General features: G+C 72.8%; 19 protein-coding genes. 6 read left to right on the top strand and 13 right to left on the bottom strand.

From position 1 onward, the window contains the following. Window positions 1–95: 95 nt before the first annotated feature. On the bottom strand, window positions 96–4,775 hold the full coding sequence (locus tag PZB77_RS07290; protein ID WP_275491755.1) for a DEAD/DEAH box helicase: 4,680 nt from the start codon (window positions 4,773–4,775) through the stop codon (window positions 96–98). Between the two features lie 107 nt (window positions 4,776–4,882). Further along, window positions 4,883–5,815 (bottom strand): hypothetical protein, encoded by a 933-nt coding sequence (locus tag PZB77_RS07285; protein ID WP_275491754.1) that lies wholly within the window; start codon window positions 5,813–5,815, stop codon window positions 4,883–4,885. Window positions 5,816–5,894: 79 nt separating this feature from the next. On the opposite strand from PZB77_RS07285, the gene PZB77_RS07280 reads away from it, so the two are divergent. The 4 genes from PZB77_RS07280 (at window position 5,895) to recX (ending at window position 9,916) form a co-directional block, all read left to right on the top strand. Then, on the top strand, window positions 5,895–6,089 hold the full coding sequence (locus PZB77_RS07280) for a DUF3046 domain-containing protein (RefSeq protein WP_275491753.1): 195 nt from the start codon (window positions 5,895–5,897) through the stop codon (window positions 6,087–6,089). Between the two features lie 209 nt (window positions 6,090–6,298). After that, on the top strand, window positions 6,299–7,519 hold the full coding sequence (locus PZB77_RS07275) for an AI-2E family transporter (RefSeq protein ID WP_275495947.1): 1,221 nt from the start codon (window positions 6,299–6,301) through the stop codon (window positions 7,517–7,519). A 471-nt stretch (window positions 7,520–7,990) separates the two neighbouring features. Then, window positions 7,991–9,133, top strand: coding sequence for a recombinase RecA (recA, locus tag PZB77_RS07270; protein ID WP_275491752.1), 1,143 nt, complete (start codon window positions 7,991–7,993; stop codon window positions 9,131–9,133). Window positions 9,134–9,214: 81 nt separating this feature from the next. Further along, entirely contained in the window at window positions 9,215–9,916 is a 702-nt protein-coding gene (gene recX / locus PZB77_RS07265) for a recombination regulator RecX (protein WP_275495946.1), read from the top strand. Window positions 9,917–10,047: 131 nt separating this feature from the next. Here the strand turns inward: recX and PZB77_RS07260 are convergent, their stop codons facing one another. The 10 genes from PZB77_RS07260 to PZB77_RS07220 form a co-directional block, all read right to left on the bottom strand. After that, window positions 10,048–10,872, bottom strand: a complete 825-nt coding sequence (locus tag PZB77_RS07260; RefSeq protein WP_343299848.1) for a hypothetical protein — start codon at window positions 10,870–10,872, stop codon at window positions 10,048–10,050. A gap of 228 nt (window positions 10,873–11,100) precedes the next feature. Beyond that, window positions 11,101–11,622 carry a hypothetical protein gene (locus PZB77_RS07255; protein ID WP_275491751.1) on the bottom strand — a complete coding sequence of 174 codons (522 nt, stop codon included), beginning with the start codon at window positions 11,620–11,622 and terminating at the stop codon, window positions 11,101–11,103. After that, window positions 11,619–12,053 (bottom strand): rhodanese-like domain-containing protein, encoded by a 435-nt coding sequence (locus PZB77_RS07250; RefSeq protein WP_275491750.1) that lies wholly within the window; start codon window positions 12,051–12,053, stop codon window positions 11,619–11,621. The genes PZB77_RS07255 and PZB77_RS07250 overlap by 4 nt, the downstream gene beginning before the upstream one ends. Then, the gene (locus PZB77_RS07245) at window positions 12,050–12,574 is read right to left on the bottom strand and encodes a cysteine dioxygenase (protein ID WP_275495944.1); all 525 of its coding nucleotides are present in this window, start codon (window positions 12,572–12,574) and stop codon (window positions 12,050–12,052) included. Before PZB77_RS07245 ends, PZB77_RS07250 begins: the two co-directional genes overlap by 4 nt. Window positions 12,575–12,770: 196 nt before the next feature. Then, a complete protein-coding gene (locus tag PZB77_RS31235; protein ID WP_327268118.1) occupies window positions 12,771–12,860 on the bottom strand; it encodes a putative leader peptide in 90 nt (29 codons plus the stop codon). Between the two features lie 32 nt (window positions 12,861–12,892). Then, entirely contained in the window at window positions 12,893–14,536 is a 1,644-nt protein-coding gene (locus PZB77_RS07240; protein ID WP_275491749.1) for an FAD-dependent monooxygenase, read from the bottom strand. A 170-nt stretch (window positions 14,537–14,706) separates the two neighbouring features. Next, window positions 14,707–15,684 (bottom strand): amino acid ABC transporter permease, encoded by a 978-nt coding sequence (locus PZB77_RS07235; protein ID WP_275491748.1) that lies wholly within the window; start codon window positions 15,682–15,684, stop codon window positions 14,707–14,709. Further along, window positions 15,681–16,328: an amino acid ABC transporter permease gene (locus PZB77_RS07230; RefSeq protein WP_275491747.1), complete on the bottom strand. Its 648-nt coding sequence runs from the start codon at window positions 16,326–16,328 to the stop codon at window positions 15,681–15,683. Before PZB77_RS07230 ends, PZB77_RS07235 begins: the two co-directional genes overlap by 4 nt. Before the next feature lie 145 nt (window positions 16,329–16,473). Then, window positions 16,474–17,397 carry a glutamate ABC transporter substrate-binding protein gene (locus PZB77_RS07225; RefSeq protein ID WP_275491746.1) on the bottom strand — a complete coding sequence of 308 codons (924 nt, stop codon included), beginning with the start codon at window positions 17,395–17,397 and terminating at the stop codon, window positions 16,474–16,476. A 33-nt stretch (window positions 17,398–17,430) separates the two neighbouring features. Further along, the gene (locus tag PZB77_RS07220) at window positions 17,431–18,216 is read right to left on the bottom strand and encodes an amino acid ABC transporter ATP-binding protein (protein ID WP_275491745.1); all 786 of its coding nucleotides are present in this window, start codon (window positions 18,214–18,216) and stop codon (window positions 17,431–17,433) included. 384 nt (window positions 18,217–18,600) lie between these two features. Here PZB77_RS07220 and PZB77_RS07215 point away from each other — a divergent pair, with 384 nt between their 5' ends. Together PZB77_RS07215 and PZB77_RS07210 are read left to right on the top strand one after the other, a co-directional pair. Beyond that, window positions 18,601–19,293, top strand: a complete 693-nt coding sequence (locus PZB77_RS07215) for a response regulator transcription factor (RefSeq protein WP_275491744.1) — start codon at window positions 18,601–18,603, stop codon at window positions 19,291–19,293. Between the two features lie 15 nt (window positions 19,294–19,308). Beyond that, window positions 19,309–20,703, top strand: a complete 1,395-nt coding sequence (locus PZB77_RS07210; protein ID WP_275491743.1) for a HAMP domain-containing sensor histidine kinase — start codon at window positions 19,309–19,311, stop codon at window positions 20,701–20,703. A gap of 21 nt (window positions 20,704–20,724) precedes the next feature. Here PZB77_RS07210 and PZB77_RS07205 read toward each other — a convergent pair whose 3' ends face one another. Then, window positions 20,725–21,723 (bottom strand): TAXI family TRAP transporter solute-binding subunit, encoded by a 999-nt coding sequence (locus tag PZB77_RS07205; RefSeq protein ID WP_275491742.1) that lies wholly within the window; start codon window positions 21,721–21,723, stop codon window positions 20,725–20,727. Window positions 21,724–21,785: the final 62 nt, after the last annotated feature.

Below are 21,785 nucleotides of genomic sequence, written 5' to 3'. Positions count from 1 at the left end.
GCGGCCCGTACCACCGGGCCCCGACGGCTTTCTACGGGGAGCGGGCCGGAACCAAGGGGCTCGTTCGTCCGTGTGCCAGCTCGTCAGGTGTCCGGTCAGGCGCGCAGCCGCATGCCCTTCGGGGTGGCCAGGAAGCCTGCGGCCTCCAGAACCTTGCCCACCGGTGAGGTCAGGCTGGACGCGCCGTTGGTGCGCTCCACCGTGACGGTGCCGAGGACGCCCGCCTTCGCCTGCGCCGCGAGCGCCTCGGCCGCCGCGCGCAACGCGGGGGCCTCGGGATCGGGGGGCCAGGCCAGCAAGGACTTGCCGCCGCGCTCCATGTAGAGCGTCAGCTCCCCGTCGACGAGGACCACGAGGGAGCCCGCCTTGCGGCCGGGCTTGTGCCCGGCGCCGTCGGGGGACTCCGGCCAGGGCAGGGCCGCGCCGTAGGCGTTGGCGGGGTCGGCGGCCGCCAGCACCACGGCCCGCGGAACACTTCCCGGGTCACGGCGGTCACGGGCGGTCGACGCCGCACGCAGCCGGTCCACGGCACCGTCCATCGCGAACTGGGCGGCCCCGAGACCCTCGACGACGTACCCGCGTCTGGCCTGGCCGTTGTCCTCGAAGGCGGCGAGGATGCGGTACGTCGCCGAGAAGCCGCCCTCCACCCCCTCGGCCTGCACCGCGCCCCGGGTCACCACGCCGTGCCGGTCCAGCAGGGTGCGGGCCAGCGCGTGGGCGCGGTGGGTGGGCTCGGGTTCCGGCCCGGGCAGCAGCGCCCACCGTCCGGAGACCGTGGGCGGTCCGGTCCGGGACGTGGCACGGGCGGAGGCGGTGAGCGAGCCGTACCGGCCGCGCGGCACCGAACGTCTCGCCCGGTGCGCGGTCGCCCCGGCCGTACGTCCCGAACCGAGGAGTGCGCGCAGCGGCGCCAGCGTGTCGTTGGTGAGCCGCCCGGACCAGGCGAGGTCCCAGAGCGTGTCCGCCAGCTGCGCGTCCGAGGCGGCCGGGTGCGTGGTGGCCCGGACCTGGTCGGCGATCTGGCGGAAGAAGAGGCCGTACCCGCCCTGGAGGGAGGCCATGACGGACTCGTGCAGCGCGGTCAGCTCCAGCGGGTGGGGCGGCGGCAGCAGCAGCGGGGCGTTGTCCGTCGGGTAGAGCGCGAGCCAGCCGTCCTTGCCCGGGAGAGCGCCCGCGCCGGCCCAGACGACCTCGCCGGTCGTGGTCAGCTCGTCCAGCAGCGCGGGGGAGAACCCGGCGACCCGGCTCGGCAGGATCAGCTTCTCCAGCGCCGAAGCGGGCACCGGAGCCCCCTGCAACTGCTCGATCGCACGCGCCAGCCCGTCGATGCCCCGCAACCCGTGGCCGTCCAGGTGCTGCCACTGCGGCAGGAACGTCGCCAGGGCGGCGGGCGGCACCGGCTCCAGCTCGTGCCGGAGCGCCGCGAGCGAACGGCGGCGCAGCCGGCGCAGCACCGTGGCGTCGCACCACTCCTGACCGATGCCCGCCGGATGGAACTCGCCCTGGACGACCCGTCCCGACGCGGCAAGGCGCTGCAGGGCACCCTCCGTCACCGCCGGACCGAGCCCGAAGCGCTCCGCCGCCCGCGCCGAGGTGAACGGGCCGTGCGTGCGGGCGTACCGGGCGAGGAGATCGCCCAGCGGGTCCTTGACCGGTTCGGTGAACGCCTCGGGGACCCCGACCGGCAGGGCTGTGCCCAGCGCGTCGCGCAGCCGGCCCGCGTCCTCGACCGCCGCCCAGTGGTCGGCGCCGGCGACACGGACCCGCAGGGCCCGGCGGGCCGTCTCCAGCTCGGGCGCCCAGGACGGCTCCGCGCCGCGTTCGGCCAGCTCCGCCGGGGTGAGCGGGCCGAGGACCCGCAGCAGATCGGCGACGCCCTCGACGTCTTTGACCCGCCGCTCCCCGGTCAGCCACTGGAGCTCCTGCTCCAGCTCGGTCAGCACGTCGGCGTCGAGCAGTTCGCGCAGCTCCGCCTGGCCGAGCAGCTCCGCCAGCAGGTGCGAGTCGAGCGAGAGCGCGGCGGCGCGCCGCTCGGCGAGCGGGGAGTCGCCCTCGTACAGGAACTGCGCGACGTAGCCGAAGAGCAGGGAACGGGCGAACGGCGAGGGCTCGGTGGTGGTCACCTCGACGAGCCGGATGCGGCGCGCTTCGAGGTCGCCCATGAGCTCGGTCAGCCCCGGTACGTCGAACACGTCCTGGAGACATTCGCGCACTGCTTCGAGGACGATCGGGAAAGACCCGAACTCGGAGGCCACCTGGAGCAACTGGGACGCGCGCTGGCGCTGCTGCCACAGCGGGGTGCGCTTGCCGGGGCTGCGCCGGGGGAGCAGCAGCGCCCGCGCCGCGCACTCGCGGAAGCGCGAGGCGAAGAGCGCGGAGCCGCCGATCTGGTCGGTGACGATCTGCTGGACCTCGCCCTTGTCGAAGGCGACGTCGGCGGCGCCCACGGGCGGCTGCCCGCTGTCGTAGGCGGCGTCCGGGAGCATGGCACCCCGACTCCGGTCGGCGTCCGTTCCCTCGCCGCCGCCGGACCCACCGGGGCCGTCGAAGTCGAGCAGGTCCAGGCTCATCAGGTCCGCGTCCGGCAGCCGCAACACGATGCCGTCGTCCGCGTGCATGACCTGCGCGTCCATGCCGTACCGCTCGGCGAGGCGGGCGGAGAGGGCGAGTGCCCACGGGGCGTGCACCTGCGCACCGAAGGGGGAGTGCACCACCACCCGCCAGTCGCCCAGCTCGTCCCGGAAACGCTCGACGAGGATCGTGCGGTCGTCGGGGACGTGGCCGCAGGCCCGCCGCTGTTCGTCGAGGTAGGAGAGGATGTTGCCGGCCGCCCAGGCGTCCAGACCGGCGGTGAGCAGACGGAGCCGGGCGTCCTCCGGCGAAAGCCCTGCGATCTCCCTCAGGAAGGCGCCCAGCGCACGGCCCAGCTCCAGCGGGCGCCCCAGCTGGTCGCCCTTCCAGAACGGGAGGCGGCCCGGCACCCCGGGGGCGGGGGAGACCAGCACCCGGTCACGGGTGATGTCCTCGATCCGCCAGGACGTGGTGCCCAGCGTGAAGACGTCCCCGACCCGGGACTCGTACACCATCTCCTCGTCCAGCTCACCGACCCGGCCGCCGCCCTTCTTCGGGTCCGACCCGGCGAGGAAGACACCGAACAGTCCGCGGTCCGGGATGGTGCCCCCGGACGTCACGGCGAGGCGCTGCGCCCCGGGCCGCCCGGTGACGGTCCCCGCCACGCGGTCCCAGACCACGCGCGGGCGCAGCTCCGCGAAGGCGTCCGACGGGTAGCGGCCGGCCAGCATGTCGAGCACGGCCGTGAACGCGGATTCGGGCAGCGACGCGAACGGCGCGGCGCGCCGGACGAGCGCCAGCAGGTCGTCCGCCTGCCGGACGTCCAGGGCCACGATGGCCACGAGCTGCTGCGCCAGCACGTCCAGCGGGTTCGAAGGGACCCGCAGCGCCTCGATGGCGCCCTCGCGCATCCGCTCGGTCACCACGGCCGCCTGCACGAGGTCGCCGCGGTACTTCGGGAAGACCACGCCCGTCGACACGGCCCCCACCTGGTGGCCCGCCCGGCCCACCCGCTGGAGCCCTGAGGCGACCGAGGGCGGCGACTCGACCTGGATCACCAGGTCCACCGCGCCCATGTCGATGCCGAGCTCCAGGCTGGAGGTGGCGACGACGGCGGGCAGCCGGCCGGCCTTGAGGTCCTCCTCCACCTGGGCCCGCTGCTCCTTGGAGACGGAGCCGTGGTGGGCGCGGGCCAGCAGGGCGGGGGCGCCCTTCGCCCCGCCCGACTGCGCCATGACGTCGGCGGGGGAGTGCGCCTCCGGCATCGCCTCGCCGGTCGCCCGCTCGTACGCGATCTCGTTGAGCCGGTTGCAGAGCCGCTCGGCGAGGCGCCGGGAGTTGGCGAAGACGATCGTCGAGCGGTGCGCCTGCACGAGATCGGCGATCCGCTCCTCCACCTGCGGCCAGATCGAGGGCTTGTCCGGCGGGTCGCCTCCGCTGTCGGTGGCCGGTGAGCCGCCCAGTTCACCCAGGTCCTCCACCGGAACGACCACGGAGAGGTCGAACTCCTTGGCCGAGGGCGGCTGCACGATCTCCACCCGGCGCTGCGGCGACAGGAACCGCGCCACCTCGTCGACCGGCCGGACCGTGGCCGACAGCCCGATCCGGCGGGCCGGGCGCGGCAGCAGCTCGTCGAGCCGCTCCAGACTCAGCGCGAGGTGGGCGCCGCGCTTCGTGCCGGCGACGGCGTGCACCTCGTCCAGGATCACCGTCTCCACCCCGGCGAGGGCGTCGCGCGCCGAGGACGTCAGCATCAGGAAGAGCGACTCGGGTGTGGTGATCAGGATGTCCGGCGGCTTGGTGACCAGGGTGCGGCGTTCGGCGGGCGGGGTGTCGCCGGAGCGGATGCCCACCCGGATGTCCGGCTCCGGGAGCCCCAGCCGCTCCGATTCCTGGCGGATGCCGGTCAGCGGCGACCGGAGGTTGCGCTCCACGTCGACGGCGAGGGCCTTCAGCGGCGAGATGTACAGCACCCGGCAGCGCTTCTTCGGCTCGGCGGGGGGCGGTTCGGAGGCGAGTCGGTCGAGGGAGGCCAGGAACGCCGCCAGCGTCTTGCCGGAACCGGTCGGCGCGACGACCAGCACGTCCGATCCCTCGGCGATCGCGGACCAGGCGCCCTCCTGCGCGGCGGTGGGCGCGTGGAAGGCACCCGCGAACCAACTGCGGGTCGCGGGCGAGAACGAATCCAGGGCAGAGCCGACCATGCCCCCATCGTGCACCCCGGCACTGACATCGGCCGGTGAGCGGCGGCCACCGTGCGTCGGCCCCGAGGTGCCGCACACCGCCCGGGCCGGTGTCCGGAGGGCCGCGCCTACCCCGCGGGCGCCGGTCGGCCCAGGTCGCGGCCGTGTGCTCGCAGGATCTGGAGGGCGCGCAGGGTGACCAGAGGGCGTCCCTCCAGGGCCGTACCGGGGGCCCACTGCCGCCAGGTGAGCGGCCAGCCGCCGTCCTCGCGCTGCTCGGCCGCGAGGTGGTCGAGGGAGCGCGCCATCTCCGCCTCGCTGAACCAGCCGCGCGCCAGCGAGGCGGGGTGACGGGCGTAGTCGTACGGGAAGTGGTACTCGCCCGGCGCGTACCCGGGCGCCAGGGGGTACTCCTCGCGCCGGCGCGCGTCCAGCACGGCCAGCCGTTGGTCGCGTACGAGTCGGCCCAGCCGCTCCGCCGCGGCCCGCGCCCGCGCCCGGTCCGGCGCCCCGTCCAGGAACGCGACCGCCGCCTCGATCTCGTACGGGTGGGAGACGGTCAGCGACTCCACGGCCGACCAGCAGAAGTCCGTCGCACGGAAGAGCCACGCGTGCCAGACCTGGTTGCGGTGGAGCAGCCCCACGACCGGACCGGTGGCCAGCAGCTCGGCGGGCGGGTCGTCGACGACGGGGATGAAGGGAGCGGTGGGGTAGCCGCGCTGCGAGGGACGGAGCGCGGGCAGCGCTCCCTCGCCGGTGGAGACCGCCGTCAGGTAACCGCAGATCCGGTCCACCCGGGGCCCGTGGCACCGGCCGACGGAGTCCAGCACGCTCAGCGCGTGCGCGGTGTGCAGGGGCTGGCTGACCGGGCCGCGCAGATCGGGTTCGAGGGCGTGGCCGTAGCCGCCGTCCTCGTTGCGGTAGGCGGCGAGCGCGGTCTCGACCGCGTCCGCGCCTCCGTCGAGGAAGTCGTGGGCGAACCTCCGCTGCTCGAGAACGCGGGCCGTGAGCCAGATGAACTGCTCGGCGCGGGCGAGGGGACGTGCTGCGGTTCCTGGCATGGACCGACCGTAGAGCGGAATGCGCCGCGGGACGCCTGCGGCGGGGGGACCGCACCCCAAGGAGCGGGATACTGGGGGCATGCGGTTGACGATTTTCTGGGAGCGGATGGCGGACCACTTCGGCAGTGCGTACGCGGACTCCTTCGCGCGCGACCACGTCATGACCGAGCTGCGCGGCCTCACCGTCCAGCAGGCGCTCGACGCGGGGTGGGAGACGAAGGACGTCTGGCGAGCGGTCTGCGCGGCGATGGACATCCCCGCCGACCGGCGCTGAGCCCGCGCCGCCGGCGGACCGCGCTCCGGCGCGGTGGACCGCGGGGGGCGAGGGGGCACGGGGCTGGGGACGGGCGGCCCCGCCGGTAGGCGAGACTGGTGGGCGTGGCACCGACAGACGAGACCGTGCAGAACCCGCGGCACTCCGCCGCGCCTCCCCTTCCCCCTGCCGCGCCTCCGGAGCGGCCTGCGGACGGCGAGCCCGCGCGCATGCCCCGGTGGCTCCCGCGCGCCGTCGTCATGGCGTTGGCGCTCTACGCCTGCTTCCGGCTGGGGAGTTGGGCGTTCGACCAGCTCATCGGTCTGCTGATCAACATCCTGATCGCCTTCTTCCTCGCCCTGGCCATAGAGCCGGCGGTCGGCCGCATGGCCGGACGGGGCATGCGGCGCGGCCTGGCGACCTTCCTGGTCTTCCTCGTCGTCTTCGTGTTCGGCATCGGGTTCGTGGTGCTGCTCGGTTCGATGCTCGCCGGGCAGATCGTCGACATGGTCGACGAGTTCCCGAAGTACCTCGACTCGGTGATCAAGTGGGTCAACCAGACGTTCCACACGGAACTCTCCCGGGTCGAGGTCCAGGACAGCCTGCTGCACTCCGACTGGCTCCAGAAGTACGTCCAGAACAGCGCGACCGGAGTGCTCGACATCTCCACCACGGTGCTGGGCGGACTGTTCCGGCTGCTGACGATCTTCCTGTTCTCGTTCTACTTCGCGGCGGACGGGCCCCGGTTGCGGCGGGCGCTCTGCTCGGTACTCCCGCCGTCGCGCCAGGCCGAGGTGCTGCGGGCCTGGGAGATCGCGGTCGACAAGACCGGCGGCTACCTCTACTCCCGCGGCCTCATGGCCCTCGTCTCCGGCGTCGCGCACTACATCCTGCTCGTGGTGCTCGGAGTGCCGTACGCCCCGGCGCTCGCCGTCTGGGTCGGTCTGGTCTCGCAGTTCATCCCGACCATCGGCACCTACCTCGCGGGCGCCCTGCCGATGCTGATCGCGTTCACGGTCGATCCCTGGTACGCGCTGTGGGTCCTCGGCTTCGTCCTGATCTACCAGCAGTTCGAGAACTACGTGCTGCAGCCCAAGCTGACGTCGAAGACCGTCGACATCCATCCCGCGGTGGCCTTCGGCTCGGTGATCGCCGGAACCGCCCTGCTCGGCGCGGTCGGGGCGCTGATCGCGATCCCCGCGGTGGCCACCCTCCAGGCGTTCCTCGGTGCGTACGTGAAGCGGTACGCGGTGACCGACGATCCCCGGGTGGGCGGCGGAAGCAGCCGGCAGCCGCGACAGCGGCAGCGCCGGCCGCTCGGTTCCCGGGTCCGCCACCTGGTGGTCGGGCCGGGGCGGGGGGCCGGCCCGAACCGGACACCCGAGGCGGAGGGTGCGGGCGACGGGAGCCACGGCGGCAGTACGCGGGGCGAGGAGCCGGGCGGGCGGTAGCGGGAGGTAGCCGGCGGGTCCGACGGTTCCGACGGCGCCTTCGCCGAGCAGCCCGAGCCCGATGGTCTCCCCGGCGGCCCGACGCACCGCGCGCCGGGGGTGCTTTTCGATGCGGTGCTCGTGGGGATCGCGGGGTACGGGGTGCGGAGAGGGCCGGCGACGAGCCCTCCCGCGAACATGACTTCGCTCACTGCCTTCGACGGTCCAGCAGTGCCGGTGCGCGTCCGGGAGCGCAGGGCGCGGAGGGGTGCGACAGGGCGCGGGACCCCTGTCGGACGGGGTGTGGGCTGCGGCGTGGTGCGCTTGACACTAAAATCGAACATCCGTTCGCATGGCCTGCGGGCCCGGCTCGACCGGGCGTGCGGCGGTGGAGTTGTCCACAGGCCGGGAGGACGTCGAGGGCCATTGTCAGTGGCAGGGGTTAGCGTCTGAGACGTGAAGCGATCGACTCAAGCAAATCGGGTGGAACCCATGGCAGGTAACGACCGCGAGAAGGCGTTGGACGCCGCTCTCGCCCAGATCGAGCGCCAATTCGGCAAGGGCGCGGTCATGCGCCTCGGCGAGCGTCCGAACGAACCCATCGAGGTGATCCCCACCGGATCCACCGCGCTCGACGTGGCCCTCGGTGTCGGCGGGCTGCCGCGCGGCCGCGTGGTGGAGGTGTACGGCCCGGAGTCCTCCGGCAAGACGACCCTGACCCTGCACGCCGTGGCCAACGCGCAGCGGCTGGGCGGTCAGGTGGCGTTCATCGACGCCGAGCACGCGCTCGACCCGGAGTACGCCAAGAAGCTCGGCGTCGACATCGACAACCTGATCCTCTCCCAGCCGGACAACGGCGAGCAGGCTCTGGAGATCGTGGACATGCTGGTCCGCTCCGGTGCGCTCGACCTGATCGTCATCGACTCCGTGGCGGCCCTGGTGCCGCGCGCGGAGATCGAGGGCGAGATGGGCGACTCCCACGTGGGTCTCCAGGCCCGTCTGATGAGCCAGGCGCTCCGCAAGATCACCAGTGCGCTGAACCAGTCCAAGACCACCGCGATCTTCATCAACCAGCTCCGCGAGAAGATCGGCGTGATGTTCGGCTCCCCGGAGACCACGACCGGTGGCCGTGCGCTGAAGTTCTACGCCTCGGTCCGCCTCGACATCCGCCGTATCGAGACGCTCAAGGACGGGACCGACGCGGTCGGCAACCGCACGCGCGTCAAGGTCGTCAAGAACAAGGTCGCGCCGCCCTTCAAGCAGGCCGAGTTCGACATCCTCTACGGCCAGGGCATCAGCCGCGAGGGCGGTCTGATCGACATGGGCGTGGACCACGGCTTCGTGCGCAAGGCCGGCGCCTGGTACACGTACGAGGGCGACCAGCTCGGCCAGGGCAAGGAGAACGCCCGCAACTTCCTCAAGGACAACCCCGACCTCGCCAACGAGATCGAGAGGAAGATCCTGGAGAAGCTCGGCATCGGCGTCCGCCCGGAGAGCACCGAAACCCCGGCGGCCGGCGTGGACGCGGCGGACGCCACGACGCCGGCGGCGGCCGACGGCACCGCGAAGCCCGCGACCACGGCCGCGGCGGCCAAGGCGAAGGCCACCAAGACCGCCGCGGCGGCCAAGAGCTAGTCCGTGACACGGCGTACGGAGTGGTCGCAACCGGCCACCGGATTCGGTGCGGAGAGCGGTGCGGAGCCCTCTGCGGGGGGCATGGCCGACTTCGCGCGCGGACCGGCTGCGGAGCCGGGGCCGGACACCGGAACCGAAGCGCGATCCCGTTCCGGAGCCCGTCGGGGGGCGGGCTCGGGGACGGGATTCGGCGGCGGTGCGGGGTTCGGCGAGGGGGCGAGCCGTCGCTCCCGCTCCAGGAACGGCGGCTCCCCTTCCTCGTCGAGGGCCGAGCAGGGGGAGCCGCGCGACCCGGTCGAGCAGGCGCGGAACATCTGTCTGCGCCTGCTCACCGGCACTCCGCGCACCCGGAAGCAGCTCGCCGACGCGCTCCGCAAGCGGGAGATTCCCGACGAGGTGGCGGAGGAGGTGCTGTCCCGGTTCGAGGACGTGGGGCTGATCGACGACGCGAGGTTCGCGGACTCCTGGGTGGAGTCGAGACATCACGGCAGAGGACTGGCCCGCCGGGCGCTCGCCCGTGAACTCCGTACCAAGGGCGTCGATTCGGCGGTGATCGACGAGGCGGTCGGGAACCTCGACTCCGCGCAGGAGGAGGAGACCGCCCGGGAGTTGGTGGCGCGCAAGCTCCGGTCCACCCGAGGACTCGACCGGGACAAGCGACTGCGCCGTCTGGCGGGGATGCTCGCCCGGAAGGGGTACGGCGAGGGTATGGCGCTCCGCGTGGTGCGCCAGGCGCTGGAGGCCGAGGGGGAGGACACGGAAGGACTGGACGAGCCGTACTGACCGGCCCCGTCCTGTCCCGCCCGTCCCGAGCGGCGGTGGGGGTGGAGCCCCCACTCCCTCCAGGCAGGTCCGGGCCGCGTCCGTCGCACGGCACTGGCCTGGTCAGGCTGCGCGTGGCCAGGGCCGAGCGGTCAGTCGCCGGCCCGGGAGGCGCGGCGGATGGTGGCGTCGATCAGGGCGAGCGCGTCGGAAACGGTACGGCCGGGTGCCCGGTTCCACGGGCCGATCAGATCGGTCCAGCCCTGGGCGCGCAGTTCGGTGATCATCCACGCTCCGGCCCGGTCGACCGTGCCGACGGAGCCGTAGCCGAGCCGGTGCGCCGTGAGCATCGCCCCGCAGACGCATCGCGCGCCGCGCGCGTCGCGCAGCCGGTACGGCGTGTTCTGCCATCCCCACTCGGTCAGGATCTGCCGCGCGTACGCGAGGTGGACGGAGGGGCGTACGTCGCTCCGGCCGATGCGCCGCCAGGAGTGGAGCCGGTCCGGCAGCATCGCCCCGAGCCGCCCCGGGAGCCGCCGCTCGACGGGAGACGGGGCGGGCAGGGCGCGCAGGGAGTCCGCCACGAGCTGGTCGACGGGTACGGAGAGCAGCCCACGCCAGTGCTCCGGCGATCGCGCCGGCAGCGCGGCTACAGCACCGGGACAGGCCTCGGCACCGGCACCGGCACCGGCACCGGCAGGAGCGTCGGCCTCGGCGGGACCGCTGCCGGCCCGGTCACCGGCGCTGGGGGGTGCGGGGGCCACCGCGAGGGAAGCACGGGGGACTGGGTCGGCGTCATCAGCGGGGCGGAGCCGTACGGGCTCGGGGGCCGAGTGGTCCCAGCCGGTGACGATCCGCTGCCAGAGGTCGGATTCCTGGAGGCGGGAAGCGTGGAGGTCGAGTTCGTCCGGGGTGAGGACGGGGGAGTCCAGGTCCATCGGCGTGCCACGTCGGTGCAGATCGGCCTCGGGGTGCATGAGGCGAATGTCGGGCCTGAGCGAGGGCCCCTCCACCGGGGAGCGTCCGATCGGGTGGGCCCCGGGTGCGCGTGACTGCGAACGGGCACCGCGGGGCGCGGCACCGGAGGGGTGCTCCCCGCGGTCCGGGTCCGGTCGGCGGGAGGCCCGCGAGCGGGGACGGGACGGGGACGGGCACAGCACGGTGACGGGGACGGCACGGTGCGTCCCGGGGGACGGCGCACCGTCTCAGCCCGCCGGGTCCACGTTCCACTCCGGGGGCAGCGCTCCGTCGCAGAAGACGCAGAAGAAGTGGTCCTCGCGGACGACGGAGTGCTCCTGGCAGCCGGGGCAGCGGCGGAAGACCACCTCGTGGGTGAAGCCGTCCGGACGGGCGAGCCCCGTCCGGTCCACCGCCCGCGCGACGGCGGTCCAGGAGCTGGTGTCCGGGCAGTAGCCGGTCGACAGGTTGCTGACCCCGTCCACCATCCACCCGCCGGCGTCGCGGGCGAAGCCGATCTCGCCCGCGCCCAGCACGGCGCCACCGCCCGCACAGGCCACGTGCTCGCTCCGGCGTGGCGCCAGGAGCAGCACCCCGTCGTCGGCGACGGCGTAGGTGAAGGGTTCGCACAGCTCCGGCGCCGGCCGCAGCGCCACCCACCGGGCGAAAGCGGTCGAAGAGGCGATCCGGCAGCCGGCGCTGCCGGGCCGGACCGTCGTCAGCGGCCCGGGCGGCCCCACGTACCGGTAGCTCCGGACGGCTTCGGTCACCCGGGGCCGACGACCGGGAGTCCCGCGCTCCGCCACGCCTGGAAGCCGCCGATCAGGTCGGTGGCGCGGCTCAGGCCCAGCCGGTGCAGGGAGACCGCCGCGAGGGTGGACGCGTACCCCTCGTTGCAGACGACCACGATCCGCAGGTCGTGGCTCACCGCCTGCTCCGCGCGGTGGCTCCCCCACGGGTCGAGCCGCCACTCCAGTTCATTGCGTTCCACGACCAGGGCGCCCGGGATCAGGCCGTCCCGCTCGCGCAGTGCGGCGTAGCGGATGTCGACCAGCAGCGCGCCCCCGGCGGCTTCCTCGGCGGCCCGCCGGGGGCCGATCCGCTCGTACCTCTGCCGTACCCGGTCGAGGTAGTCGTCGATGCCGACCGGTCCGCCCTGGTGGGCGGCGCCGTGCGTGCGGCCGTCCTCGTGCGTGGTCACTGCCAGTCCTCCGGAACCTCGGTCTGCTCCAGTCTGAGCACCGCGCCCGTACGGCTGTAGCGGCGGATGCGGGGGAGCGGCGGGTAGTAGGCGTGGACGGAGACGGCGTGCTCGTCGGCGGATTCGTTCAGCACCTCGTGCACGTGGTGGCGGCCGAACGCGCGTCCCTGACCCTCGGTCAACTCGCGGCTGCGGTCGATCCCTTCGGCCAGCTCCAGCGTCTTCCACCCCTCGGTGGGCAGCCGGGCCGCCAGCGAGTGCTCCTTGAGTGTCCCGGAAGCGGTGAGGAAGGCGCCGACCGAGTCCGCGTGGTCGTGCCAGCCGGTGCCGGTACCGGGAGGCCATCCGATCAGCCAGGCCTCGCTCCCCGCGGGGCCGTCGAGCCGTACCCAGGTGCGACCCTCGGGGTCGAGGGGCAACGAGGCGACCAACTCCGCGTCGGCGGCGGTCCGGCGGGCGAAGTCGAGCAGTTCGGCCACGGTCGGAGCGGTCGGAGCGGCCGGGGTGGACCGGGCCGGCACGACGCCTGCCGTCGTCGTCACCGCCGCCGCGACGGCGTCGGGACGGGGTTCGAGGGTGGCCAGGCCTTCGTAGGACGCCCGGGGCACGGGCGAGGGCGTGGGGGAAACGGGGAGCACAGACACGGTGACCGTCCTGAGAGTTCGCGTGAGAGGCGCGCACCGGTGCGCAGGCGGCACGGTACGGCGGGGAGGCGAGTCAGCAGGAAGGGCGACAGACGCAGCCCGCGTAGCGGACGAGGTCCATGTGGACCCTCCGCCACAGGCGTACGCAGCTGTCGTCGGTCATGTTCTGGAGTACACCACGCGTGTCCACGCGGGTCAATTGACGGTGGCCGCCCTGTCGGAGCGCGCAGAGGTGCGCGGGGGCGGGTCGTCGTCCGGGGACGTGGCGCCGGGCGGTCCACCCCGCGCGGCCTCCGCGGCGGCGAGGAGGTCCGCCGGCCGTACCCCCGAGAAGGAGGCCACCAGGTGCCCGTCCGGCCTGATCAGCAGCACCGTATGGGCCGTCGCGCCGGGATAGCTCTCCGTGACGAGCAGTTCGCTCTCCACCGGCAGGGCGCGCACGGCGTCCGCGAGACGCGGCATCACCCCCGCCGTCATCCAGTGCCGCCGGTCCCAGACCCCCGTGCCCGGAGCGACCAGCACCACCAGGAACCGGCCGTGTTCCAGCCGGGCGCGCAGCCGCACGGACGTGCCGTCCGGAGCGGTGGCCCGCACGTCGGTCACCGGCGCACCGGGGGGCGTGCCGACCGCCACGTGCGCCTGGGCGTGCTGTGGTGCGAGAGGGGAGTGCGTGTACGAAGGGGGCGCGCCCAGCGGGCCGCACCCCAGATGTGCGTCGGAGAGGAGGGCGTCGTGCCCCCGTGCGCCGCCCGCCACCAGGCTCCGCAGACCACCCCCACCGCGCAGTATCGGCAGCGACTGGTCGGCGGCGCGCAGCCGGGCCGCCACGGCGGTCCGGCGCTCGGCCTGGTAACTGTCGAGGAGCAGTTCGGAGGCGCCGTGGTGCCAGGCCTGGGCGAGTTTCCAGGCGAGGTTCTCGGCGTCCCGCAGCCCTTCGTCCACGCCCTGGGTCCCCAGCGCGCCCAGCAGGTGCGCGGCGTCCCCCGCGAGGAACGCCCGCTTCACCCGCCAGCGCAGGGCGAGCCGGTGGTGGACGGTGTAGACGCCGGTGTCGAGCAGTTCGTAGGGCGGGGTCTCCCCGCACCAGCCGGCCAGTGTCTCGCGGGTCCGGGCGATCAGCGCCTCGGGCGTGACCAGTTCACCGCGCGGGGGGAGCAGCCAGTCGAGCCGCCAGACCCCGCCGGGCAGCGGACGGGCCGTCACCTCGGTGCCGCCCGAACGCCAGGGGGGCTGCCGGTGCAGCACGGCCTCGCCCGACCAGGGGAGTTCGACCCGCAGCGCCGCGACGGCATGGCGCTCCACGGCGGTCCGGCCCGGGAACCTGACCTCCAGCAGTTTGCGCACGACGGAGCGCGCTCCGTCGCAACCGACCAGATAACTCCCCCGCCACCAGGTCGCGTCGGTCCCCCGGGTGTGCACGGTGACACCGGACGCGTCCTGCTCCAGGGTGTCGACCCGGCTGAGCGGGACGAGCCGGACCAGTTCGTGCGCGGCCACGGCGGCCCGCAGCCCCCGGGTCAGCGCGTGTTGCGGCAGATGGACCGGCGCCGGGAGCGATCCGCTCTCCGCCCCCTCGCCGAGCGGTACCTCGCGCACCAGTTGGTGACGGCGGAGCGAACGCCAGCCGGACCAGGTCAGCGCGGCCCGGTCGGGGGTGGCGCAGCCGAGCCTCATCACCAGGTCGGCGGTGTCCTCGCGCAGCACGACCGTGCGGGCGGGGCGGGGCTCGTCCTTCCCGGGGCCCTCGTCGAGGAGGACGGACGGGACGCCCTGTGCCGCGAGGGCGAGGGCGAGCGTCAGACCCGCGGGCCCGGCGCCGACGACGATCACCGGTTCCACGACGTGTGCCCTCCGGCCCGGAGGGTCGTGCGGAAACTGGCGGTCGAAGCGGTCGAAGTCCGGTGCGTGATCACAGAACGTATGCAACCCACTGGGGGTGCCCGCGTCAAGCGAGCGAGGCAGCGGCGCACGCGCCGCTGCCTCGAATGCTCTGGCCGACCATGGGTCCGCTACGGCTTCCCGACGGTCCCGGCGTCCCCTTCGGACCCCGGCGCCTCCTGGGCCGCGCCCGTACCGGCGGCCGGCGCACCCTCCGCGCCCCCTGCGCCCCCCGTACGGGCGGCCGGAACGGTGACCGTCGCCTCGGGGGCCGCGGCGCCACCGGCCGGAGCCGGGACCAGCCCGGTCTTCGCCCGGCGGCCGCGCCGCTCGATCCAGGTCGCGAGCGCCGACAGCAGCAGACACATCGTCACGTAGATGGTGCCGACGACGACGATCGTCGAGACGTACGGGTACTGCCCGTTGACCTGGGTGTTGGAGGCGATCAGCCGCGCGGTCTGGAGCAGCTCCGGGTACAGGATGATGTAGCCGAGCGAGGTGTCCTTGAGGGTCACCACCAGCTGGCTGATGATCGTCGGCAGCATCGCCCGTACCGCCTGCGGCATCAGCACACCGAGCATCACCTGTGTCTTGCTCATGCCCAGGGCGTACGCAGCCTCGCTCTGGCCCCGGGGGACCGAGTTGATGCCGGCCCGCAGCACCTCGGCCTGGACACAGCCGTTGTAGACGGAGAGGCCCAGGGCCAGTGCCCACATCGAGTAGTCGGTGAGGAAGCCGACCCAGATCGCGTAGATCGTGATGAGGAGCGGGATCGAGCGGAAGAGCTCGATGAACGTGGTCGCCACCAGGCGTACCGGCCGGTGGTCGGAGAGGCGGCCGACGGCGAGCAGCACACCGAGGAGGACCGAGCCGACCGCGGCCAGACCGAAGACCTTGAGGGTGGCCAGCACCGCGTCGGCGATGTTCTGCCGGATTCCCGAGTAGTTGAAGATGTCCCACATCTCGGGGGCGAGGTTGCCCGTGTCGGACAGCCGTTTGAGGGCGAAGACGATCAGCGCCACGATGGCGGCGCCGCCGACCACCGCGTAGATCCGGTTGCGGACGGTGGCCTTGGGACCCGGTGCGTCGTAGAGAACGCTGGCACTCATCGGGCGACCTCCATACGGCGCTCCAGCAGCCGGAAGAGACCGCTGATGACAAAGGTGACGACCAGGTAGCCGAGGGCGACCCAGATGAAGACGGGGGTGATCGCGTAACCGCGGTCGCTCATCAGCTTCTGCCAGCCGAAGAGCTCGGCGACGCTGAAGGCTCCGGCGATGGCGGAGTTCTTCGTGAGGGCGATGAAGATGCTGCTCAGCGGCGGGATCACGGAGCGGGTCGCCTGCGGGAGGACGACGAGCCGCAGGGTCTGCGGGAACGACATGCCGATCGAGCGGGCGGCTTCGGCCTGGCCCAGCGGCACGGTGTTGATGCCGGAGCGGACGGCCTCGCAGACGAACGACGAGGTGTAGAAGCCCAGGGCCAGCGAGCCGAGGACGAACGGGCTCAGGCCGGAGAAGAAGATCTGGGGCACGACGAAGAAGAAGATCAGGAAGAGCAGGGTCAGCGGGGTGTTGCGCAGCAGCGTCACCCAGGCCGTGCCGAAGTACCGCAGGGGCGGCACCGGTGACACCCGCATGCCGGCGACGAGGACGCCGAGCACCAGCGCGATGACCGAGCTGACCGCGGTGATCGACACCGTGCCTATGAAGCCGTCGCGGAACTCCGGGAAATTGTCGAGCAGTACGTTCATGAGGTCTCCGCGTCGGCAGTCAGCGGCATCGGGGCCGGGGCGGGCTCCGCGTACGCCGCCGCGCTCCTACCGGGGCGGCGGCGTACGCGGGCGGGGGCGGACGGGACCGCCCGGAGTCGGGGAGGCGACGCCGGGCGGCGTTCCGTCAGTAGCGCTCGATGGCCGGCGGTTCGGTGTACTGCGAGCCGGACAGACCCAGCGTCGCGTCGTAGATCTTCTTGTAGGTGCCGTCCTGGATGTGCTTCTCCAGGGAGTCGTTGATCGCGTCGCGCAGCGCCTTGTCGTCCTTGTTCAGGCCGACGCCGTAGGGCTCCTCGGTGAAGGGCTGGCCGATGACCCGCAGCTTCTCCGGGTTCTGCGCGGCGTAACCCTTGAGGATCGAGTCGTCGGTGGTGACCGCGTCGACCTGGTTGGTGAGCAGCTGCTGGACGCAGTCGGAGTACTTGGCCAGCTCGACGACGCTCGCGCCGTACTCCGGCTTCTTGATCTCCTGGAGCGGGGTGGAGCCGACGATCGAGCAGACCTTCTTGCCCTTCACCGTGTCCTTGCTCGTGATGTCCTTCTCGTCCTTGCGGACCAGCAGGTCGGCGCCCGCCTTGTAGTACGGACCAGCGAAGCCGACCAGCTTCTTGCGCTTGTCGTTGATCGTGTACGTACCGACGAAGTAGTCGACCTGGCCCTTGGAGATCGCCGTCTCGCGGATGCCGGAGTCGACGGTCTTCCACTCGATCTGCTTGTCCGAGAAGCCGAGGTCGGCGGCGACCATCTTGGCGATCTCGATGTCGAAGCCGGAGCGCACCTTCGTCGACTGGTCCTCGAAGCCCAGGTAGGGCTGGTCGGCCTTGGCGCCGATGATCAGCTTGCCGCGCGACTTCGCCTCCTTGAACGTCGGCGAGTCCAGGTCGACGCCGGTGGCGACGGTGTACGTGGGCAGGGCGGGGGCGTCGGACGCGCCGGGCTTCGTGCCCGCCGGCTTGTCACCGGCCGAGCCTTCCTTGCCCCCGCAGGCGGTGGCGGTCAAAGCGATGACGGCGATGGCCGCGAGAGCGGCCGACTTACGGAGCTGCATCGTGAACGTTCCTTCTGTCGTAGGTCGTTGGCGTCAGTGGTGAAGGATCTTCGACAGGAAGTCCTTGGCCCGGTCGCTGCGGGGGTTGCTGAAGAACTGGTCGGGCGCGGCCTCTTCGACGATCTTCCCGTCCGCCATGAAGACGACGCGGTTGGCGGCCGAGCGGGCGAAGCCCATCTCGTGGGTGACGACGATCATCGTCATGCCGTCCCGGGCCAGCTGCTGCATGACTTCGAGGACCTCGTTGATCATCTCCGGGTCGAGCGCCGACGTGGGCTCGTCGAAGAGCATGACCTTCGGGTCCATCGCCAACGCCCTCGCGATGGCGACGCGTTGCTGCTGGCCGCCGGAGAGCTGCGCCGGATACTTGTCCGCCTGCACGCCCACGCCGACCCGGTCGAGCAGGGCCCGCGCCTTGTCCTGGGCGGTCTTCTTGTCTGCCTTGCGGACCTTGATCTGGCCCAGCATGACGTTCTCCAGCACGGTCTTGTGTGCGAAGAGATTGAACGACTGGAAGACCATGCCCACATCGGCGCGCAGACGGGCGAGTTCCTTGCCCTCCTGGGGGAGCGGGCGGCCGTCGATCGTGATCGCTCCCGAGTCGATCGTCTCCAAGCGGTTGACCGTGCGGCACAGCGTGGACTTGCCGGACCCCGACGGCCCGATGACGACCACGACCTCGCCGCGGGCGATGGTCAGATCGATGTCCTGGAGCACATGCAGCGCGCCGAAGTGCTTGTTGACGTTGCTCAGTACGACGAGGTCGTCCGCCTCGGGCGTGGCATCCTCGGCGGCCTTCGTCACTGAAACTCCGCTCATCGGCTCTAGCTCCGTCCTCCTCGGGTGGCTAGGACACTAGTGACGCAGTGCGATGACCGTCAGCAGATCTGAGGGAAGTTTGAGGATAACGATCCGGCATGCGCCGGGACGCGGGGCGTGAGCGCCGAAGGCGCGTGGAGCGCCGTGGCGTACCGGGTGGGTAACGGAAACCCCGTTGTGACGGGCGGGGTATTGACTGGGGGGAGTCCGTCGGCGTGGATGCCCGGAGGGGCGACGGAGCACAGTGGAGAGCGGTGCCGGATCCCGGACTCGTGCCACCGGGCGCGAACGGCGTCTATCGTCTCCTCGTGGGGTAACGCCCTGTAATGCCGTAAAGCGACCGCCGAGCGCACACGAGTGCCGGGTGCACGGAGAGGAGGGCCTGTGAGACTGCTGCTCGTCGAGGACGACAACCACGTCGCCGCGGCCCTGTCCGCCGTGCTCGCCCGCCACGGCTTCCGGGTCGTGCACGCCCGCAGCGGCGAGGAGGCCCTGCGGGCCCTGCTGCCGGCCGAGAAGGAGCCCTTCGGGGTCATCCTGCTGGACCTCGGGCTGCCCGACCAGGACGGTTACGAGGTCTGCGGCAAGATCCGCAAACGCACCTCCACCCCCGTGATCATGGTGACCGCCCGCGCCGACGTGCGCTCGCGCATCCACGGGCTCAACCTCGGCGCCGACGACTACGTCACCAAGCCCTACGACACCGGCGAGCTGCTCGCCCGCATCCACGCCGTCGCCCGTCGCACCACCGGTGGCGAGGACACCGGCCCGATCCCGCTCGCCGCACTGCGTCTGGGCGCCGTACGGGTGGAGCTGCCCACCCGCCGGGTCAGCGTGGACGGTGCCGAAGTCCAGCTCACCCGCAAGGAGTTCGACCTCCTCGCCCTGCTCGCCCAGCGCCCCGGTGTGGTCTTCCGGCGCGAGCAGATCATCAGCGAGGTCTGGCAGACCAGTTGGGAGGGCACGGGCCGCACCCTGGAGGTGCACGTCGCCTCGCTCCGCGCCAAACTGCGGCTGCCCGCGCTCATCGAGACGGTGCGGGGAGTCGGCTACCGGCTCGTCCCGCCGGTCGCCTGAGAGTTCGCCGCTCCGGTGCGTACCCGTCTGCTCCCCCTGCTCATCGTCCTCATGGCCGCGGTGCTGCTCGCGCTCGGCTTCCCGCTCGCCATGAGCGTGGCCGGCGCCCAGCAGCAGCAGGTCGTCATCGACCGGATCGACGACACCGCGCGCTTCGCCGCGCTCGCCCAGTTCATCAGCGAACCCGTCGCCCCCGACGACGAACGCCGCCGGACCCTCCAGGCGGACCTCGACGCCTACGACTCCGTGTACGGCATCCGGGCCGGGATCTTCTACCGCGACGACCGCTCGCTGGCCCGGGCGCCCTCCACCTGGAACCTGCCCCGGGAGGGCGAGGGGCGCGCCGCCTTCCAGGAGGCGCTGCTCGGCCGCCGCTCCCACGATCCGCCCCAGGTCTGGCCCTGGCAGCACGGACGCGTCGTCGTCGCCTCACCCGTCGTGCGCGACGGGGACGTCGTCGCCGTCGTCGTCATCGACTCGCCCACCGACGAGATGCGGGCCCGCACCCTGCACGGCTGGCTGATCATCGCCGCCGGCGAGGCCGTGGCCATGCTGGTGGCCGTCGGAGCCGCGTTCCGGCTCACCGGCTGGGTGCTGCTCCCGGTGCGGACCCTGGACGCCGCCACCCACGACATCGCGCGCGGCCGGATGCGCTCCCGGGTGGTCGAGGGCGGTGGCCCGCCCGAACTCCGCAGGCTGGCCCACTCGTTCAACGAGATGGCCGACAACGTCGAGGAAGTCCTCGAACAGCAGCGGGCGTTCGTCGCCGACGCCTCCCACCAGCTGCGCAACCCGCTGGCCGCGCTGCTGCTGCGGATCGAGCTGCTCGCCCTCGAACTCCCCGAGGGGAACGAGGAGATCGCCTCGGTGCGGCTGGAGGGGAAGCGGCTGGCCCAGGTCCTCGACGACCTGCTGGACCTGGCGCTCGCCGAGCACACCGCGGCCGACCTCGCCCTCACCGACGTCGCCGCCCTCACCGCCGAGCGCGTCGCCGCCTGGCACCCCGTCGCCGACGGGAACGGGGTGGACCTCACCCAGGACGGGGCCCCGGCGGTCACCGCCTGGGCCGATCCCATAGCGCTCTCCAGCGCACTGGACGCGGTGATCGACAACGCGCTGAAGTTCACCCCGCCCGGCCAGGAGGTAAGGGTCACCGTCGCCGCGGAGGGCCCCGTCGCCACCGTCGTGGTCGCCGACCTGGGCCCCGGCCTCACCGACGAGGAGCTGGCCCGGGTGGGCGACCGCTTCTGGCGCAGCAACCGCCATCAGAACGTCCGCGGCTCGGGCCTCGGGCTGTCCATCTCCCGGGTCCTGCTCGCGGCGGGCGGCGCCACCATCGAGTACGGCCGCAACACCCCCCACGGCCTGCGGGTCACGGTCTCCGTCCCCCGCGACGCCCCGCACGACTGACGCGCGGTCCCGGCCCGGCGGTCAGGGCTTCACGGAGCGGTAGTACTGCTGAGCGCCGTCGTGCAGTCGCAGCGGGTCGGTGTAGATGGCCGTCCGCAGGTCCACCAGCTGCGCCGAGTGCACCTCCCGCCCGATCCGGTCGCGGCTGTTGATCACGGTACGGGTGAACGCCTCGGTCATCGTCGCGTCCGTCCGGTCCGTGGTCAGCAGCAGGTTGGCGACCGCGAGGGTGGGCACGGCCTGTCCCCGCTGCACCCGCGGATACGCGTCCGCCGGCATGACGGCCGCCCGGTAGTAGCGGGTCGATCCGCCGACCGCCTGGAGGCGGCGGATCAGCGCGTCCTCCAGCGGCACCAGCCGGACGTCGAACCGCTCGGAGAGCTGCTGCACCGCGCTGGTCGGCAGACCGCCGGACCAGAAGAAGGCGTCGAGCTCCCCCTTCACCAGCAGCGACGGCATGGTGTCGATCCCCGCGGTCACCGGCGTGACCCCCTTGGCCGGGTCGACCCCCGCGGCGGTCATCAGCCGGTCGGCGACCAGCTTCACCCCCGACCCGAGCTGCCCCACCCCCACCCGCTTGCCCCGGAGATCGGCGACGCCGCGTACCGGGGAGGAGCGCGGTACGAGCAGCTGCACGTAGTCGTCGTAGAGCCGCACACACCCGCGCAGCCGCCGCGCCCCCGGCCGGCCGCTGCGCAGGTACGTCGCCACCGCGTCGGCGGTGGCGATGGTGAAGTCCGCCTCACCGGTCGCGACCCGCTCGATGTTCTGCTGGGACCCCTGGCTGGTCCGCAGCTGTATGGACACCCGGGGCATGTCGGTGGCCAGCGCGCCTTCGAGCCGCTCCCCGTACCGCTGGTAGACGCCTGAGCGCACACCGGTGGAGAAGACCAGGGAGCCGCTGGGCGAAGGGCTGTCGAGCGGGAGCACCCACCAGAGCGGGAGCCCCACCGCGACCGCCGCGACGGCGCCCGCGCGCAGGAGGCGGCGGCGGCTGGTGGGCGGGCCTGTCGGGGACATGGCCGCGATCCTGCCAGCCCGGGTCCCCCGACGGCCAGGCCGGGTGGCCGCGGCCGCGGGGA

Source organism: Streptomyces sp. AM 2-1-1 (assembly GCF_029167645.1).
Lineage (GTDB): Bacteria > Actinomycetota > Actinomycetes > Streptomycetales > Streptomycetaceae > Streptomyces.
The sequence above is the reverse complement of the archived record's forward strand: the minus strand, read 5'-3'. Positions and strand labels throughout refer to the sequence as shown.

What these genes read in the sequence shown, in the direction of transcription:
- PZB77_RS07230 (WP_275491747.1), bottom strand. Translation starts at nt 16,328, where the DNA reads ATGAACGTACTGCTCGACAATTTCCCGGAGTTCCGCGACGGCTTCATA.
- PZB77_RS07225 (WP_275491746.1), bottom strand. Translation starts at nt 17,397, where the DNA reads ATGCAGCTCCGTAAGTCGGCCGCTCTCGCGGCCATCGCCGTCATCGCT.
- PZB77_RS07290 (WP_275491755.1), bottom strand. Translation starts at nt 4,775, where the DNA reads ATGGTCGGCTCTGCCCTGGATTCGTTCTCGCCCGCGACCCGCAGTTGG.
- PZB77_RS07235 (WP_275491748.1), bottom strand. Translation starts at nt 15,684, where the DNA reads ATGAGTGCCAGCGTTCTCTACGACGCACCGGGTCCCAAGGCCACCGTC.
- PZB77_RS07280 (WP_275491753.1), top strand. Translation starts at nt 5,895, where the DNA reads ATGCGGTTGACGATTTTCTGGGAGCGGATGGCGGACCACTTCGGCAGT.
- PZB77_RS07220 (WP_275491745.1), bottom strand. Translation starts at nt 18,216, where the DNA reads ATGAGCGGAGTTTCAGTGACGAAGGCCGCCGAGGATGCCACGCCCGAG.
- PZB77_RS31235 (WP_327268118.1), bottom strand. Translation starts at nt 12,860, where the DNA reads ATGACCGACGACAGCTGCGTACGCCTGTGGCGGAGGGTCCACATGGAC.
- PZB77_RS07260 (WP_343299848.1), bottom strand. Translation starts at nt 10,872, where the DNA reads ATGCACCCCGAGGCCGATCTGCACCGACGTGGCACGCCGATGGACCTG.
- recX (WP_275495946.1), top strand. Translation starts at nt 9,215, where the DNA reads ATGGCCGACTTCGCGCGCGGACCGGCTGCGGAGCCGGGGCCGGACACC.
- PZB77_RS07275 (WP_275495947.1), top strand. Translation starts at nt 6,299, where the DNA reads ATGCCCCGGTGGCTCCCGCGCGCCGTCGTCATGGCGTTGGCGCTCTAC.
- PZB77_RS07205 (WP_275491742.1), bottom strand. Translation starts at nt 21,723, where the DNA reads ATGTCCCCGACAGGCCCGCCCACCAGCCGCCGCCGCCTCCTGCGCGCG.
- recA (WP_275491752.1), top strand. Translation starts at nt 7,991, where the DNA reads ATGGCAGGTAACGACCGCGAGAAGGCGTTGGACGCCGCTCTCGCCCAG.
- PZB77_RS07285 (WP_275491754.1), bottom strand. Translation starts at nt 5,815, where the DNA reads ATGCCAGGAACCGCAGCACGTCCCCTCGCCCGCGCCGAGCAGTTCATC.